Origin of the sequence: Bacteroides sp. D20 (assembly GCF_003436255.1) — a bacterium.
Taxonomy (GTDB): domain Bacteria; phylum Bacteroidota; class Bacteroidia; order Bacteroidales; family Bacteroidaceae; genus Bacteroides; species Bacteroides uniformis.
On sequence record NZ_QSOO01000007.1, the window covers coordinates 194,435 to 211,343 of the forward strand.

A 16,909-nucleotide genomic window follows, 5' to 3' on the forward strand; every position below is an offset into this window, starting at 1 on the left:
TGTATGAGAGTGCAAAGTTATATAATATTTTGCCATCTCTACTTTGCAAATCTATAAAAAAGCCGTATATTTGTCGCCCGATAAACCGAATTTAAAGCATGGAAGCATTTTACCGTACACACGCTTATCTCGTAGAGCATACCAATGCCCCCGTACGCCGCGACCTAATGGACGAAATAGACTGGAATGACCGTCTTATCGGTATCAAAGGCACAAGAGGCGTAGGTAAGACTACTTTCTTGCTGCAATATGCCAAAGAGAAATTCGGCACAGACCGCTCCTGCCTCTTCATCAACATGAACAACTTCTACTTCTCCGGACATGGCATCGTGGAGTTCGCCGCCGAATTCCAGCGCCGCGGAGGAAAAGTGCTGTTGATAGACCAAGTATTCAAGTACCCGGAATGGAGCAAGGAACTGCGTATGTGCTACGACCGCTTCCCCAACCTGAAAATCGTGTTCACCGGCTCGTCCGTGATGCGTCTGAAAGAGGAGAATATGGAGTTGCGCGACATCGTGAAGAGCTACAACCTGCGCGGCTTCTCCTTCCGCGAATACCTGAACCTGCAGACGGGCATGAAGTTCCATGCCTATCCGTTGGAAGAAATCCTGAGCAACCACGAACAGATAGCCAAAGGCATCCTCTCCAAAGTACGTCCATTGGACTACATGCAGGACTATATGCACCACGGCTTCTACCCTTTCTTCCTTGAAAAGCGTAACTTTTCGGAGAATCTGCTCAAGACGATGAACATGATGGTGGAAGTGGATATCCTGCTCATCAAACAAATTGAGCTGAAATACCTTTCGAAGATAAAGAAATTACTATATTTGTTGGCCGTGGACGGGCCGAAAGCGCCGAATGTCAGCCAACTGGCAAACGACATACAGACCTCCCGCGCCACAGTAATGAATTACATCAAGTATCTGGCAGACGCACGACTCATCAATATGGTCTATCCGAAGGGAGAAGAATTCCCCAAGAAGCCGTCGAAGATAATGATGCACAATTCAAATCTGATGTATTCCATCTATCCCGTCAAGGTGGAAGAGCAAGACGTACTGGACACTTTCTTTGCCAACACAATGTGGAAGGACCACAAGGTGAACAAGGGCGACAAGAACATCTCGTTCATGGTAGATGAGGTGATGCCTTTCAAGATTTGTCCGGAAGGAACAAAGATAAAGAATAATCCGGGAGTTACTTATGTACTGCATAAGGCAGAAATAGGCCGAGGCAACCAAATACCTCTCTGGTTATTCGGTTTCTTGTATTAAGAGAGAGATTTTTTTACTTAAATAAATAATTCAATTTAGTTATGACTAAACAGAAGAAATTCATTACTTGTGATGGTAACCAGGCTGCTGCACATATCTCGTATATGTTCTCCGAAGTAGCTGCCATCTACCCCATCACCCCCTCTTCTACGATGGCTGAATACGTAGACGAATGGGCTGCCGCAGGTCGCAAGAACATCTTCGGCGAAACAGTATTGGTACAGGAAATGCAGTCAGAAGGCGGTGCTGCAGGTGCCGTTCACGGCTCTCTGCAAGCCGGTGCGCTGACTACTACTTACACAGCTTCACAAGGTCTGTTGCTGATGATCCCGAACATGTACAAGATTGCCGGTGAATTCCTGCCTTGTGTATTCCACGTATCAGCACGTACATTGGCAAGCCATGCACTGTGTATCTTCGGTGACCACCAGGACGTTATGTCTGCACGCCAGACTGGTTTTGCCATGTTGGCCGAAGGTTCTGTACAAGAAGTTATGGACTTGGCAGGTGTTGCCCACCTAGCCACCATCAAGGCCCGTGTTCCGTTTATGAACTTCTTCGACGGCTTCCGTACTTCTCACGAAATCCAGAAGATTGAAATGTTGGAGAACGAAGACCTCGCTCCGCTTATCGACCAGGAAGCTTTGGCTGAATTCCGCGCACGTGCATTGAACCCGATGAACCCGGTTGCCCGTGGTATGGCCGAAAATCCTGACCACTTCTTCCAACACCGTGAATCTTGCAACAACTACTATGAAGCAGTTCCGGCTATCGTTGAGGAATACATGAACGAGATTTCCAAAATCACAGGCCGCAAGTATGGTTTGTTCGATTACTACGGTGCAGAAGATGCAGAACGCGTTATCATCGCCATGGGTTCTGTAACGGAAGCTGCCCGCGAAGCTATCGACCACCTCGTTGCCAATGGCGAAAAGGTTGGTTTGGTTGCCGTTCACTTGTATCGTCCGTTCTCTGCCAAGCACTTCCTTGCCGCCGTTCCCAAGACTGCCAAGAAGATTGCCGTACTGGACCGTACGAAAGAACCGGGTGCTAACGGCGAACCGTTGTACCTCGACGTAAAAGACTGCTTCTACGGTGCAGAGAATGCTCCGGTTATCGTAGGCGGCCGTTATGGTTTGGGTTCCAAGGATACTACTCCTGCTCAAATCCTCGCCGTTTACAAGAATCTGGCTATGCCGATGCCGAAGAACCACTTCACTATCGGTATCGTGGACGACGTTACCTTCACTTCTCTGCCCCAGGAAGAAGAAATCGCATTGGGCGGCGAAGGTATGTTCGAAGCCAAATTTTACGGTTTGGGCGCTGACGGTACAGTAGGTGCCAACAAGAACTCCGTAAAGATTATCGGTGACAACACCGACAAGCACTGCCAGGCCTATTTCTCTTACGACTCCAAGAAATCAGGCGGTTTCACTTGCTCGCACCTGCGTTTCGGCGACACTCCTATCCGCTCTACATACCTGGTAAATACGCCTAACTTCGTGGCTTGCCACGTTCAGGCTTACCTGCACATGTACGACGTAACCCGCGGCTTGCGTAAGAACGGCTCTTTCTTGCTGAACACCATCTGGGAAGGCGAAGAGCTTGCCAAGAATCTGCCTAACAAGGTGAAGAAGTACTTTGCACAGAACAATATCACTGTTTACTATATCAATGCAACCCAGATTGCACAGGAAATCGGTTTGGGCAACCGTACCAACACCATCCTGCAATCCGCATTCTTCCGTATCACCGGCGTTATTCCGGTTGACCTGGCTGTAGAGCAGATGAAGAAGTTCATCGTTAAGTCTTACGGCAAGAAGGGTGAAGATGTTGTCAACAAGAACTATGCAGCTGTTGACCGTGGCGGCGAATACAAGCAGCTGACCGTTGACCCGGCTTGGGCCAATCTGGCAGACGACGCCAAGGCTGAAAACAACGACCCTGCATTCATCAACGAAGTGGTTCGTCCTATCAACGCACAAGACGGTGACTTATTGCCGGTATCTGCATTCAAGGGTATCGAAGACGGTACTTGGGAACAAGGCACTGCCAAATATGAGAAACGTGGTGTAGCCGCATTCGTTCCCGAATGGAACGCTGAGAACTGTATCCAGTGTAACAAGTGTGCTTACGTTTGTCCTCACGCTTCCATCCGTCCGTTCGTACTCGATGCTGAAGAGCAGAAGGGTGCCAACTTCACTCAACTGAAGGCTGTAGGTAAAGCATTCGACGGTATGACATTCCGTATTCAGGTAGACGTTCTCGACTGTCTGGGTTGTGGCAACTGTGCCGATGTCTGTCCGGGCAACCCGAAGAAGGGTGGCAAGGCTCTGACTATGAAGCACCTCGAAAGCCAATTGCCGGAAGCTGCCAACTGGACTTACTGTGCTGAAAACGTGAAGAGCAAACAACACTTGGTTGACATCAAGGCCAACGTGAAGAACTCTCAGTTCGCCACTCCGTTGTTCGAGTTCTCAGGTGCTTGCTCCGGTTGTGGTGAAACTCCGTATGTGAAGCTGATTTCCCAGTTGTTCGGTGACCGCGAAATGGTAGCCAACGCAACAGGATGTTCTTCCATCTACTCCGGTTCAGTACCTTCTACTCCTTATACCAAGAACGAAAAAGGTCACGGTCCTGCTTGGGCAAACTCATTGTTCGAGGACTTCTGCGAATTCGGTCTGGGTATGGAGCTTGCCAACGAAAAGATGCGCGCACGTATCGTGAAGGCTATGGAAGATGCCATCGCAGCAGAAGGAACTCCGGCTGAATACAAAGAAGTATTCCAGGCTTGGATTGAAAACATGTACGATGCAGACAAGAGCAAGGAACTGGCTGAAAAGATTATTCCGATGGTAGAAGCTGCCAAAGACAAGTGCGACAGCTGCAAGACTATCGCCAGTCTGTCTCAATACCTGGTAAAACGCAGCCAGTGGATTATCGGTGGCGACGGTGCCTCTTACGACATCGGTTACGGTGGTCTCGACCATGTAATCGCAAGCGGTAAGGATGTCAACATCCTCGTACTGGATACTGAGGTTTACTCCAACACAGGCGGTCAGTCTTCCAAGGCTACCCCGGTAGGCGCTATCGCCAAGTTTGCCGCTGCCGGTAAGCGTGTACGCAAGAAAGACCTCGGTCTGATGGCTACTACTTACGGTTACGTATACGTTGCCCAAATCGCTATGGGTGCCGACCAGGCTCAGACTTTAAAGGCTATCCGTGAAGCAGAAGCATATCCCGGTCCGTCACTCATCATCGCTTACGCTCCGTGTATCAACCACGGTCTGAAGGCAGGTATGGGCAAGAGCCAGGCAGAGGAAGAAAAGGCCGTTAAGTGCGGTTACTGGCACTTGTGGCGTTACAACCCGGCTCTGGAGGCTGAAGGCAAGAATCCGTTCACGCTGGATAGCAAGGAACCGGATTGGAGCGGATTCCAAGACTTCCTGAAGGGTGAAGTTCGTTACGCATCCGTAATGAAGCAATATCCGCAGGAGGCCGACGAGCTGTTCAAGGCTGCTGAAGAAAACGCTAAATGGCGTTACAACAGCTACAAGCGTCTTTCCAAAGAAAATTGGGGCGCTGAAGTTACAGAGTAATTCCGATTACTAAATAAAGAATAGAGGCTGCTCCTGAATAAGGCGTAGTCTCTATTTGTTTTTAATTAACAATACTAAATATCACAGGTTATGATTGGATTTATCATTTGGATTATCGGTGTGGTTCTGTGTGTCAAAGCCGTACTTGAAATCATGAAGTGGCCGGTAGACGGCGTGAAGAAACTATTAGTTGCAATTATCATCCTGCTCACAAGCTGGATTGGAATCTGTGTTTACTACTTCTGGGGAAGGGAAAACCTGCCTCAAATACTGAAATAAGTTCCAGTATCATTTACAGAAGTAAACAGACGTGTATTAAGAACAAGGGGGATAGACAACAGCTATCCCCTTCTTTTCAGAAACTCGGTAGGACTCTCCCCAAACTGTTCCTTATAGCATTTCGTGAAATAGGAAGGTGACGAAAAGCCCACTTCATAGGCAATCTCCGCTACCGTCATGTCAGAGGAGGCAAGCAGTGAGGCAGCCTTTTTCAACCTCATCTGGCGCAGCAGCTCATTCGGCGAATAGTTGGTCAGCGATTTCAGCTTACGGTAAAGCTGCACACGGCTCATACCCATATTCCGTCCCAAATCCTCCACATTGAGTTCCGCATCTTTCATCCTCTCCTCGACAAGCGATTTGAAGCGGGAGACGAAACCCTTATCCAAATCACTGATGGCTTCCTTCTCGATAGTCTGGTTATCTCCGAAGAACTGCCTCAACTGACGGCGGTTTGCAATAAGATTACGGACACGAGACAAGAGCAACTGCGAATTGAATGGTTTGGAAATATAAGAATCGGCACCGCCATCATAGCCCTGGATACGCTGTTCGTCCAGCGAGCAGGCCGTCAGCAGAATCACCGGGATATGGCATGTCTGTAACTCCCCCTTCAAGCGGCGGCAACATTCCACACCATCCATACCGGGCATCATTACATCCGAAATAACCACATCCGGCACATACTTCATGGCCAGCCGGATACCCTCTGTCCCGTCCGCAGCATCCAGCACGCGAAATTCTTGCGTCAACAGTGACTTCACATAGTTGCGAATATCCGCATTATCGTCAATTACCAGCACAGTAGGACAATCAGCCTCAACCACCTCTTCGCATGCCTTCACTTCCGTATCTATCAGGGTGGACGACACGTCCTTCTCTTCGGCAGGCAACGTCACTATGGTGGGATGGTACTGCAAAACATCCTGCTTCGGGAAAGTGACGGTGAAGGTAGTACCCTTATCATCACTGTGTGCCGCAATGTTGCCACCATGCATCTCTACAAAAGCACGTACCAGCGCAAGGCCGATACCGGTACCTGCCTGATGTCCGTCCACTTGATAAAAACGCTCGAAGATAGCTTCCACATCGGTCGAAGAAATGTAACTGCCGGAATTGAAAACAGACAAGCTATAGTTCTGCTCTGTCATTGACAAGCGTATAGCTATCTTCCCATTCTCCGGCGTATACTTCACGGCATTGGAGAAGAGATTGAAGTAAATGCGCTCCATCTTCTCCGCATCTGCCATCATCCGGAAGTCCGTATCGGGAGATGCCTCAAAGCTGAAAGCAATATGTTTCTTCAGCAACGCCATGCGGAAAGAGTCGTTCCAGCCCCGGAAGCTGTCGAGCAAATCAAAAGGTTCGAGATGGAGCTCCATGCGCCCGTTCTCCACCTTCCGGAAATCAAGTATCTGGTTGACCAGGCGAAGCAGGATATGCACATTCTTTTTCATCAGCTCGAGGAGCTGGCGCGGCTGTCCGTCGAGGGTGCGGTTGGCAAGAAGCTGCTCTATGGGATCGGCTATCAGCGTCAGCGGAGTACGGAAATCGTGTGAAATATTCGTGAAGAACACCAGCTTGGCGTGCGTAGCCTCCTCCAGTTCATGGGAAAGCTGTTCTAACTGCGACTTCTGTACTTCCAACAGTTCCTTCTGCTGTATCAACTGGGTTTTCTGTTCCTCCAGTTTCTTTTTCTGCATGGACAGTTCACGGTTCAACCGGTTCTTGGCACGCAAGGAGAGGTAGACAGCCACCAACAAACCGACCAGCAACAATAGGGCGGACAGACTGCCGTACAAGACAACCTGCTGCGTGGCATAACTGGCTAAATACTGGTTTATCTTTCCGTTCAGGGTTTCTATCTTTCCATCCAGGGTGCCGATGTGGGCGGTCTGCATCTTCATGATGAGAGCATTGTCGCGGTCGACGACGGAAGTGCCCAGGATAGTTTCACGGGGGAAATCACGCTTGTTCAGGATATCCATGGCAATCTGCATCACGCGGTCGCCACCGGTAGGATATATAAACGTGGCATCCAGTTCGCCGGCAAGCACTTTCTCCACTCCATAGTCTTTGCCGGACAGGGCGTCTATGCCGATGAACCGCATATCCTTTTCCCGCCCCTCTCGGGCAGCGGCAGCATAGGCTCCGGCCGCCATACGGTCATTCTGCGCATACACCAGGTCGATATGCGGAAAGCGGCTCAGCAGAGTATCCATTTTCTCTCCGGCCTTGAGTTGCAACCAGGCACCGTCTTCAACGGCCAGCAACCGGATACCGGGATAAGCGGATATAGCCTTCACAAATCCTTGATGACGGTCTACGGCAGGTGTGGAGCCCACCAAACCTGAGATTTCCACCACATCTCCCTGCCCATGCAGCACATTGGCCACATACTCTCCCACAGCTTTCCCTATCTCGTAGTTGTCTGCACCGACGTAGGCCGTGTATTTGTCCGAAAGGATTTTACGGTCCACTACAATCACCGGAATGCCCCGGTTGTATGCCTCCTCCACAACCGGAGTTATCGGAGTGGCTTCATTAGGGGCCACAATCAGCAGATCCACCCCTTCGGCTATCAGCTCACGAATGTCTTTTGCCTGACGGTCATTATCGTCGACAGCAGTACGGATGTCCACCTCCACATCCTCGTAGAAATGGGCTTCACGGAGTATCTCACTGTTCATCTGGCGCCGCCATTCATCCTCGCTACATTGGGAAACGCCGATACGGAAACGTGCCTCGCGCCGGGAGCAGGCAACCGCCACTCCCCAAAGCACGAGCAAAAAGAATAAAATCCGAAGGTTATGCTGTCTCATCTTCACTTTCCTCTGATTTAAGATTGCAGATGAGCAAAGATAACGAAAAATGTGAAAAGAATAAGAAAAATCTATGCCAGCCTTTCTTTCAAGGCCACCGGCAATTCCGGCATGGCACCGCTCTGGGTACATACATAGGCAGAGACTTCCACCGCCAGTTTATGGGCATCGGGCACCTGCTTCCCGCTGAGAATGGCAGCGGTGAAGGCTGCCGTGAACGAGTCACCGGCTCCAACGGTGTCCGCCACCGGTACCTTGGGCGTCTCCTGGAAGGAAACCACTCCCGGAGTGAACACATAGCTGCCGTTCGTTCCGCAAGTCAAGATAAGCATCTTCAGGTTATACTTGGCCAGCAGAATCCAGCATTTGTCCTGCAAGTCGATGCCCGGGTAGCCGAAAATACGGCTGATGGTCACCAGCTCCTCATCGTTTATCTTGAGGATGTTGCAGCGGCGCATGGATTCGCAGAGTATCTCTTTGGTATAGAACCCTTGGCGGAGATTGATGTCGAATATCTTCAGTTGCCCCTCCGCATCGGGCATCGTGTCGAGAAAACGGTTGATGGTGATGCGGCTTGTTTCACTGCGTTGCGCCAAAGAGCCGAAACATACGGCACGCGTGTTCAGTGCCAGACGCTTCAGTTCGTCGGTAAAGGGAATGTTGTCCCAGGCCACGCCTTCTTTTATCTCATAGCACGGCACGCCCACGGCATCGAGCGTCACCTGCACCGTTCCCGTGGGGTAAGGCACGCGCTCAATCTGCGTGCGCAGCCCCTTCCGGGCGAACACATCCAGAATCTCGTCCCCATCCGCATCGGCACCTACGGCACTGACCACACGGCTGTCGAAACCAAACTGCGATGCATGGTAAGCAAAGTTTGCCGGAGCACCGCCTATCTTCTTTCCTTCGGGGAGGCAGTCCCACAGAGCCTCGCCCATACCTACTATTATCTTATTCATAATATTATATTGTTTAATGAATGATATATTTTATTCACGGCAAACTCAATGTCCTACCCGCTGCAAACCTAATAAAAAAGTTCCTAACTATAGAATGAAAAGTTGCCAATTATCTATTAAAAAGTCTCTAAGAACTAAGGATTATCTCTATCCCAAGGCTTGGGATAGACATCCGCAACCTTGGGATATGTGTCCGCAGCCTTGGGATATGTGTCCGCAGCCTGCGAACAAAGATTACCGCTTCATACGCAGCATATAGAAGAACAAGTACACTACCCCTACCGTCATCACAGCCACGGCACCGCTTTGTCCTACAGCATCACTTGCCAAGCCCATTGCTATCGGAAATACCGTACCGCCGAAGAGCCCCATAATCATCAAACCGGAAACCTCGTTCTTCTTTTGTGGCATAGCAAGCAACGCTTGGGAGAAGATAACCGGAAAGATGTTCGAATTGCCGAAACCGATAAGGGCAATGCAAATGTGTATCATTGTCTTTTCATGGAAAACGAACAACCCTACCATCGCAGCCAACATACATAACACGCTGATGCCGAAGAAGGTTCGGGGAGCCATCTTCTGAAGAATGAAGGCGCCGAGAAAGCAACCCGCCGTGCGGAAAATGAAGTAAAGGCTGGTGGCAAAGCCGGCATCGGCCAGCGTCATGCCCAGACGCTCCATCAAGATTTTGGGCGCTGTGGTATTCGTACCTACATCAATGCCCACATGACACATGATGCCCAGGAAGCAGAGAAAGATAAACGGCTTGCCCAGCAGGGCGAGGCACTCCCCGAAGGTGGAAGGGCGTCCCTCTTCCTTTTCCTCGCGGATGGAAGTACCGCTCAGCCAGAGAATGGCAATCACCGCAATGACCATATAGACCGGGAACAGCACCCTCCAGCCCATGCCCAGAGACGGAATGGCCTGCGTAGCTCCCCACATGGCGATGTATGGAGCCAGAAACGAAGCAATGGCTTTTACAAACTGTCCGAAGGTGAGCGAACTTGCCAGCCGCTCGCCGCTTACGATATTGGAAAGCAGCGGGTTGAGCGACGTTTGCATCAGCGCATTGCCGATGCCCAGCAATGAGAACGAGAGCAGCATCAGCACATAGCCGTCTCCGAAAACCGGGAGAAGCAAAGAGGCAAACGTGATGACAAGGCTGAGAAGCACCGTCTTCTTGCGTCCGATGCGGTTCATCAGCATACCCGTAGGTACGGAGAAGATGAGGAACCAGAAGAACACCAGAGACGGGAATATGTTGGCTTGCGAGTCGGTCAGGTTCAAGTCGGCCTTCACGTAGTTGGAGGCGATGCCCACCAAATCCACAAAGCCCATGGCGAAGAAGCAAAGCATGACCGGAAAGAGCTTTGCCAAGGAATTCGTTTTTTGCATAATTATATCCTATTTTTTAAAACCCTAATCTGTAAATTCTGCAATTATTCACTTTGTAGCTTCCACCTTTTGCATAACAACTCATACGATTATATGGCTCATTAGGGAAAACCAAATTAGTCATAGCTACCTTACCACCATCAAGGAAAATCTCAACAGAACACTTATCAACAAATATATTTAAAGTATGGCTCATTGTTTTTACTATAGGCCCCCAAGTAGCAAGAGCAAAATCATCGATATAATTAATCGAAGTTTTCATACGTTTATCATGGGTTTCAAGTATATGAGATTGACTATTACGACCAAAATCAACAATACCACTCTTCGTGCGATCCATTACTAATCTACTTTCTAATAAATCTAAGTAAATATCAACCTCTTCACCTTTTTCATTAAATAGTTTAAACCCCATTATATTTGCTGTACCATTGATAAACTGCATTTCAATTTCATAGGGCCCACTATTCTCATTCAACAATGTATCCACATGATACTCGGTATCAACCATAAATGTAGATATCTCCCTCACTTCTTTACGTATATCACGTACTTCCTTTACAGGAGTTATTGATACATAAAATTCACCATCTTGTTCATACAACCCTAACTCACGAGGCAAGGCATTAGCACTACGAAACTGTTTTGTAGGAACGATGTTTGCATACTGCCAATTACTCATCCAAGGTATTGCAATAACCCTATCACAAGTATTTGAAAAACAAACTGTTGCATAATGGTCCTTTCCCCAATCCAGCCATTTTACTGTCTCTTTAGGACTATCACAGACAAACTTCGTCCCATCAAAATTGCCTACAAAATATTGCGTAGCACTTCCCCCAAAATAGCAACCAGGATTTACATTGACAATCATAACCCATTTCATATAATCCTTATTACCATTAACTGGTAATTGGACCATGTCTGGGCATTCAAATTGACGAGGTTGCACACCATATCCTTCTCCCCACGCACTAAGATATGTCCAATCCTTTAAATTGTACGAAGCATAAAAGCGCATTTCTTTATCAGCAGAAACAATCATAATCCATTTCTTTTCAGGATTATACCAAAAGACCTTGGGATCACGAAAATCTTTTATCCCATCAAAAGGAGTCAGAATAGGGTTCTTTTCATATTTAGTATAAGTATACCCATTATCTTTACTGTAAGCCATACACTGAATTTGCCCATTTTTTTCACTTGCAGAAGTATAAAAAGCAATAATAGCTCCTGCACCATAACCAGCTGTATTCTCTACATCTACAACAGAACTACCTGAAAATATATGTCCCAGAGAATCACGAGCAATCACCGGTGCTTTATGCTCCCAATGCATCAAATCTTTACTAACTGAGTGTCCCCAATGCATATTCCCCCAAACAGAGCCATAAGGATTATATTGAAAATAAAGATGATATTCTCCATCCTTATAGACCAATCCATTGGCATCATTCATCCAACCATACAAAGGTGTGTGATGGTAAATTGGACGAAAAGTTTCACGGTTAGTAGTATCAAAAGTATCAACCAGCTCTATAGCATCCCACGTAACAGCATTATTATAGAGTCCTTTCATACGAATCATAATAGTCTCTCCACTACCCTGCCGATAATTATCTAAATCAAGAGGAACAAAATAATCTATACTGTCAACTGCCATATGTACGTCTAAAGTCTGCATAATTTTATTCCCGTCCCCACTCTCTATTTGCAAAAGAGATTCATCTGCAGACTCTTGAATTGGAAGAAGCAATATTTTTGCTTGTCCTTCCACATAAATAATACTTTCCAACTCATTCATATGCTCCAATTGCATCTGAAAATGAGTAGCTTGTTTACAACCCCAAAAGAGTAAACAGCACAAACTTGCGAATAATGCTATACTCCATTTTACTGCCATCTGCCACTGTGTTAATAAATGTTTCATGTTTAATGGTATTATATTAATAAGGTTTTGCAAAGAAACAACAAAAAAAGAAGCCTGGACATAATTAATGTTGCAACTACTATAACAAATGTTACCTCAGCATTGTAGAACAATGCTGAGGTAACAAAATTCATAGTTTTTGAAACATATTTGACAAGCATTTCATTTTCTTAGCGCTATATTTGCCATTGTTATAAAATAAATAATATATTAAGTTAAACTCAAATTATTAAGACCATGAAAACATGTAAAGCAAAAAAAATGTATGGATTAGCTATAATGCTTTTTTCCATAATGCTTGTAAGTCCTACTTATGCGCAAAACGGTCCCAAAGGAACATTAAGGGTTGGAGCTGCAAAAGTGGACATTACTCCTAATCAAGATGAATTACCACCGAATTCTTTCGGTATCCTTGACCATATTCATAGCCGAGCTATTGTAATTGATAATAATCATACGAAAGCAGCATTGGTTACAGTAGATATAGGTGGTATCAGTGATGCTCAATGGAAGACTATAACAGAACGGGTTGAGACGGAAATTGGAATACCCCAAAATAATATAATGATTACAGCGTCACATACACATAGTGGAGCACGTTTAAAACCAGAAGTCTTGAATGAAAAAATATTCTCTTCCATTAAAGAAGCCACATCCAAACTACAACCTGCCCAAATAGGATATGGTAGTGGAGTTTCATATATCAATATCAATCGCAATATTTTTGATCAAGAACGTCACGGCTGGTGGGAAGGCCCCAACTATGAAGGGATATCAGATAAAACAGTTGCAGTCATCTGTTTCAAAACAATGGATAACAAACCCATCGCAGTATATTATAATTACGCAATGCATGCTGTTGCAGCAGGGCAGTTGGATATGATTAGTGGAGATGTACCAGGAACAACTTCCAAATACATAGAAGACACTTTTGATAATGAAATAATAGCAGTATGGTCAACCGGAGCCAGTGGTGACCAAAACCCGATTTACTTCAATCAGACGTATGAGTTACGAGATATCCGTATTAAGGAATATGCAAAAAGAGGCGAAGATATCTCAAATGCAATGCCTCCAGGAGGCACAGGGCTTGACCGGAACAACCCTCAAGTAGCAAAACTAATGCAACAACAGAAAGATATCATCATATCTATGGGGCAAATGTTAGGAGAAGAAGTTCAACATGTTATGCGTAATATCAAACGTTATGAAACAGTTATTCCAATTAATACGGGAAGCAAAATTATAACTTGTCCAGGACGTAACCGATTAAATAAAGGAAGAGCTGGCTACGAAGGCAAATATGAAGATGCAGACCCGATTGAGCTCCGTCTCGGTCTAATTATGCTAGACAATATACCTATTACATCTGTTAATGCAGAAATATTTAATTATATAGCAGTCAGATTGAAAAATGAATCTCCATATACACGCACAATGATGGCAACAATAACAAATGGAACAGCACGTTCTGGATATATACCTAATGATGCAGCTTATGGTTTTCAGACATTTGAAGTACTTTCTTCCAGATTAAAACCCGGATATGCAGAAAGCGCCATTGTCAATGGACTACTTGATTTAATCAATGAAGCCACTCATTAAAAAAAGCTGGGCTATCCTTATAAAAAGGACAGCCCACATAACAAACTTTTGATTAACTAGAAAATGTGATTATGAAAACACATATATTTACCCAAAAATTCATATGGATAACATTTTTATTCATACTTTATTCCAATTCCATATTAGCTCAACAAATCAGTGTGACAGGAACTGTTATTGGAACAGATGATGAGCCTATTATAGGTGTTAGCATATTAGTTAAGGGAACCACCCAAGGAGTTATCACCGACCTTAATGGAAATTACACAATCAACACAAACAGTGATGCTACTCTTGTTTTTTCTTACGTAGGTTGCATAACCCAAGAAGTAGCTATCGCTGGTAGAAAAAAAATTAATATAACCCTCGTGGAAGACAGTAAAGCTCTGGATGAAGTAGTAGTTATCGGTTATGCTGTCGGTAATAAACGATCTGTATCAGGAGCAGTAGATCGTGTTACGGCAAAAGATATGAATCTTGGTTATATTGCTACTCCTATTGATGCCATCAGAGGCAAAGTTCCTGGTATGGTTATTTCTCAAGACGGTGGGAATGTTAATGCTGAACCGACTGTCCGCATTCGTGGAACATCTTCTTTATCAGGAGGTAATGATCCATTAGTAATCATAGATGGAGTCTTCGGATCCCTAGAGATGTTAAATACAATTGCAGCCCAAGATATTGAAGAAGTTACAGTTTTAAAAGACGCTTCTGAAACAGCCCAATATGGTTCACGCGGTGCAGCAGGCGTAATTGTTGTAACTACAGCTAAAGGAAAAGAAGGAGTTTCCAATATCACATATAATGGCCAATTCGGTATCAGCCATGCATATAAACAATTACAAATGTTATCACCTGACGAATGGAGGCATGTCAATCAAACTTTATTTTCTGGAGTAGGAAAAGATTTAGGTGCAAGTACCAACTGGATGGATTGGGTACAAAATTCTGTATATACCCAAAATAATCATACAGTCTCTCTTACACAAGCAACAAAAAAAGGAAGCATGCGTGCCACATTTGGTATAAATGACAGAACCGGATCAGTACGTAATACTGGTAATACCACGTATTACGGACGTTTCAACTCAAACTTACATGGTCTAAATAATAAATTGAGTCTTGAATTTAATTTATCTGCTATTTACCGTGAATCCAAGCCAGGTTCCAATGTTTGGTCAAGCGCTGCCGTTTATAATCCAACATATCCATCTGAAAGAAATCCAGAAACTGGTATATGGGACATTGACAACAATGTTTCATCAATGGTTGTACATCCAGGAGAAATAATGGAATACGATTTGAAAAATGAAAGCACACGCATTAATGCCAGTGCAAGAGCAACATATAAGATAATCGATGGATTATCATTAAGCGCTTTTGGCTCATTTATGTATGTAAACGCAAATAATAAAGCATATTACCCCAATGATGTATATGCTTATAGAGGTAATCGTGGACGTGCTCAGGTCAGCAATCGACATGGCAAAGATTGGATGGGTAATATACAAGCAAATTACTCAAAAGAATTTAACAAACATGCAATTAATGCTTTAGCTCTAGTAGAAGGTCAATCCTACTATACATTCAATAGTTCTGTATATACAGAAGGGTTTGATACCAACTACTTTAAATATAATAATCTTGCAGCCGGTGCCCTATTAAGTTATGGAAATGCATCATCAGGGGCTCAAAAGAACACACTTTTATCTTATATGGCACGCCTCAACTACATGTTTGACAATAAATATGTAATAACAGTGAATGCACGTACAGATGGTTCATCTAAACTTGGAGCTAACCATAAATGGGGATTTTTCCCTTCCGCATCTGCCGCATGGATTATCAGTAATGAAGAATTCATGAAAAAGCAAAAAATATTTTCTACACTTAAACTACGTGCCGGTTATGGAGTTACAGGTAATCAAGATGCTATTTCACCACTCAACTCTTTACAAGTCTTATCTCCAAATGGAATTTCATCTTACAACAATCAGTCAGTAGTAACTTATGCTGTAGCTTCCAATGCTAATCCCGATTTAAAATGGGAAACAAAATATACTTTTGATATTGGATTGGACTTTACAATGTTCAATGGTCGTTTACGTGGAACGATGGATTACTTCCATTCAACAACTAAAGATTTACTGTATACATATAATGTATCTGTTCCGCCATTTACATACCCCACCTTACTTGCCAATATGGGAGAAATGGTTAATAAAGGATTTGAATTTTCCATTTCAGGAGAAGTAATCAAAAATAAAAAATGGGGACTCAATTTATCAGGTAATGTATCATTCTTAAAAAATAAATTAATATCACTTTCAGGAGCATATAATGGTGAAGCATTAACTACCACAGACTGGGTAGTAGTATCAAGTGCAGGTGGTTCAGGGCTTACCGCAAATACAGCTGTTACTTATATGGCAGAAGGTTATCCCGTTGGTATTTTCCGTTTACCAGTACACGATGGCTTCAATCAAGCTTCAGATGGAAAGAAAACATATAAATTTAAAGATCTAGACGGTGATGGAACCATTGACCACTCAGATTCTGGAGATAGAGAGATACTTGGTCAAGTTGTACCAAAAGTCAACATGAATCTTAATGCACAGTTACGATATAAGCAATTCGACCTGTCTGTCCAATTCAATGGCGCATTTGGACATAAAATTTATAACGCAACCCATCTTAATTATAATAACTTAAACTTATTTCCTTCATATAATGTACTTAAGACAGCCCCTGACTTAGGTATCTATGATATTGTACATACTTCATATTGGCTTGAAAAAGGAGATTATGTAAACATTGAATATATAACATTGGGATACAACATTCCCACCAAAGTATTCAAAGTCTTTTCCAATGCTCGCATAGCACTTTCATGTAATAATGTAGCTACCATTACTGGTTATTCCGGACTAACTCCAATGATTAACTCAGCAAGTTTTCAAGGTGGAGTTGATTCTCGTAATATCTATCCTATTAATAGAACATATACTATTCAGTTAATTCTTAGTTTCTAAACATAAAAATA

At 44.7% G+C, this 16,909-nt stretch carries 9 protein-coding genes; 5 read left to right on the forward strand and 4 right to left on the reverse strand.

Features of this window, described 5'->3' with window-relative positions; genetic code table 11:
- Positions 1-98 precede the first annotated feature (98 nt).
- The 3 genes from DXD78_RS09600 (at position 99) to DXD78_RS09610 (ending at position 5,155) form a co-directional block, all read left to right on the forward strand.
- Positions 99-1,277, forward strand: coding sequence for an ATP-binding protein (locus tag DXD78_RS09600; RefSeq protein WP_005826292.1), 1,179 nt, complete (start codon positions 99-101; stop codon positions 1,275-1,277).
- Between the two features lie 41 nt (positions 1,278-1,318).
- Entirely contained in the window at positions 1,319-4,876 is a 3,558-nt protein-coding gene (gene nifJ / locus DXD78_RS09605) for a pyruvate:ferredoxin (flavodoxin) oxidoreductase (RefSeq protein ID WP_005826291.1), read from the forward strand.
- Positions 4,877-4,966: 90 nt separating this feature from the next.
- Positions 4,967-5,155, forward strand: coding sequence for a hypothetical protein (locus tag DXD78_RS09610; protein ID WP_005826290.1), 189 nt, complete (start codon positions 4,967-4,969; stop codon positions 5,153-5,155).
- Between the two features lie 62 nt (positions 5,156-5,217).
- On the opposite strand, the gene DXD78_RS09615 is transcribed toward DXD78_RS09610, so the two are convergent.
- The 4 genes from DXD78_RS09615 to DXD78_RS09635 form a co-directional block, all read right to left on the reverse strand.
- Positions 5,218-7,977 carry a substrate-binding domain-containing protein gene (locus tag DXD78_RS09615; RefSeq protein ID WP_083790035.1) on the reverse strand — a complete coding sequence of 920 codons (2,760 nt, stop codon included), beginning with the start codon at positions 7,975-7,977 and terminating at the stop codon, positions 5,218-5,220.
- A 71-nt stretch (positions 7,978-8,048) separates the two neighbouring features.
- Positions 8,049-8,936 (reverse strand): carbohydrate kinase, encoded by an 888-nt coding sequence (locus tag DXD78_RS09620; protein ID WP_005826288.1) that lies wholly within the window; start codon positions 8,934-8,936, stop codon positions 8,049-8,051.
- A 234-nt stretch (positions 8,937-9,170) separates the two neighbouring features.
- The gene (locus DXD78_RS09630; protein WP_009036548.1) at positions 9,171-10,331 is read right to left on the reverse strand and encodes an MFS transporter; all 1,161 of its coding nucleotides are present in this window, start codon (positions 10,329-10,331) and stop codon (positions 9,171-9,173) included.
- 16 nt (positions 10,332-10,347) lie between these two features.
- Positions 10,348-12,261: a GH32 C-terminal domain-containing protein gene (locus DXD78_RS09635; RefSeq protein ID WP_117652691.1), complete on the reverse strand. Its 1,914-nt coding sequence runs from the start codon at positions 12,259-12,261 to the stop codon at positions 10,348-10,350.
- Positions 12,262-12,498: 237 nt separating this feature from the next.
- Between DXD78_RS09635 and DXD78_RS09640 the strand changes: the two genes are divergently transcribed.
- Both DXD78_RS09640 and DXD78_RS09645 read left to right on the forward strand, forming a co-directional pair.
- Entirely contained in the window at positions 12,499-13,866 is a 1,368-nt protein-coding gene (locus tag DXD78_RS09640; RefSeq protein ID WP_022401572.1) for a neutral/alkaline non-lysosomal ceramidase N-terminal domain-containing protein, read from the forward strand.
- 71 nt (positions 13,867-13,937) lie between these two features.
- Positions 13,938-16,898, forward strand: coding sequence for a TonB-dependent receptor (locus DXD78_RS09645; RefSeq protein WP_009036545.1), 2,961 nt, complete (start codon positions 13,938-13,940; stop codon positions 16,896-16,898).
- The last annotated feature ends 11 nt before the right edge of the window (positions 16,899-16,909 follow it).

Excerpts from the sequence above, each read along its gene's own strand:
- DXD78_RS09615 (WP_083790035.1), bottom strand. The coding sequence starts at position 7,977 with ATGAGACAGCATAACCTTCGGATTTTATTCTTTTTGCTCGTGCTTTGG.
- DXD78_RS09640 (WP_022401572.1), top strand. The coding sequence starts at position 12,499 with ATGAAAACATGTAAAGCAAAAAAAATGTATGGATTAGCTATAATGCTT.
- DXD78_RS09630 (WP_009036548.1), bottom strand. The coding sequence starts at position 10,331 with ATGCAAAAAACGAATTCCTTGGCAAAGCTCTTTCCGGTCATGCTTTGC.
- DXD78_RS09610 (WP_005826290.1), top strand. The coding sequence starts at position 4,967 with ATGATTGGATTTATCATTTGGATTATCGGTGTGGTTCTGTGTGTCAAA.
- DXD78_RS09645 (WP_009036545.1), top strand. The coding sequence starts at position 13,938 with ATGAAAACACATATATTTACCCAAAAATTCATATGGATAACATTTTTA.
- DXD78_RS09635 (WP_117652691.1), bottom strand. The coding sequence starts at position 12,261 with ATGAAACATTTATTAACACAGTGGCAGATGGCAGTAAAATGGAGTATA.
- DXD78_RS09600 (WP_005826292.1), top strand. The coding sequence starts at position 99 with ATGGAAGCATTTTACCGTACACACGCTTATCTCGTAGAGCATACCAAT.
- nifJ (WP_005826291.1), top strand. The coding sequence starts at position 1,319 with ATGACTAAACAGAAGAAATTCATTACTTGTGATGGTAACCAGGCTGCT.
- DXD78_RS09620 (WP_005826288.1), bottom strand. The coding sequence starts at position 8,936 with ATGAATAAGATAATAGTAGGTATGGGCGAGGCTCTGTGGGACTGCCTC.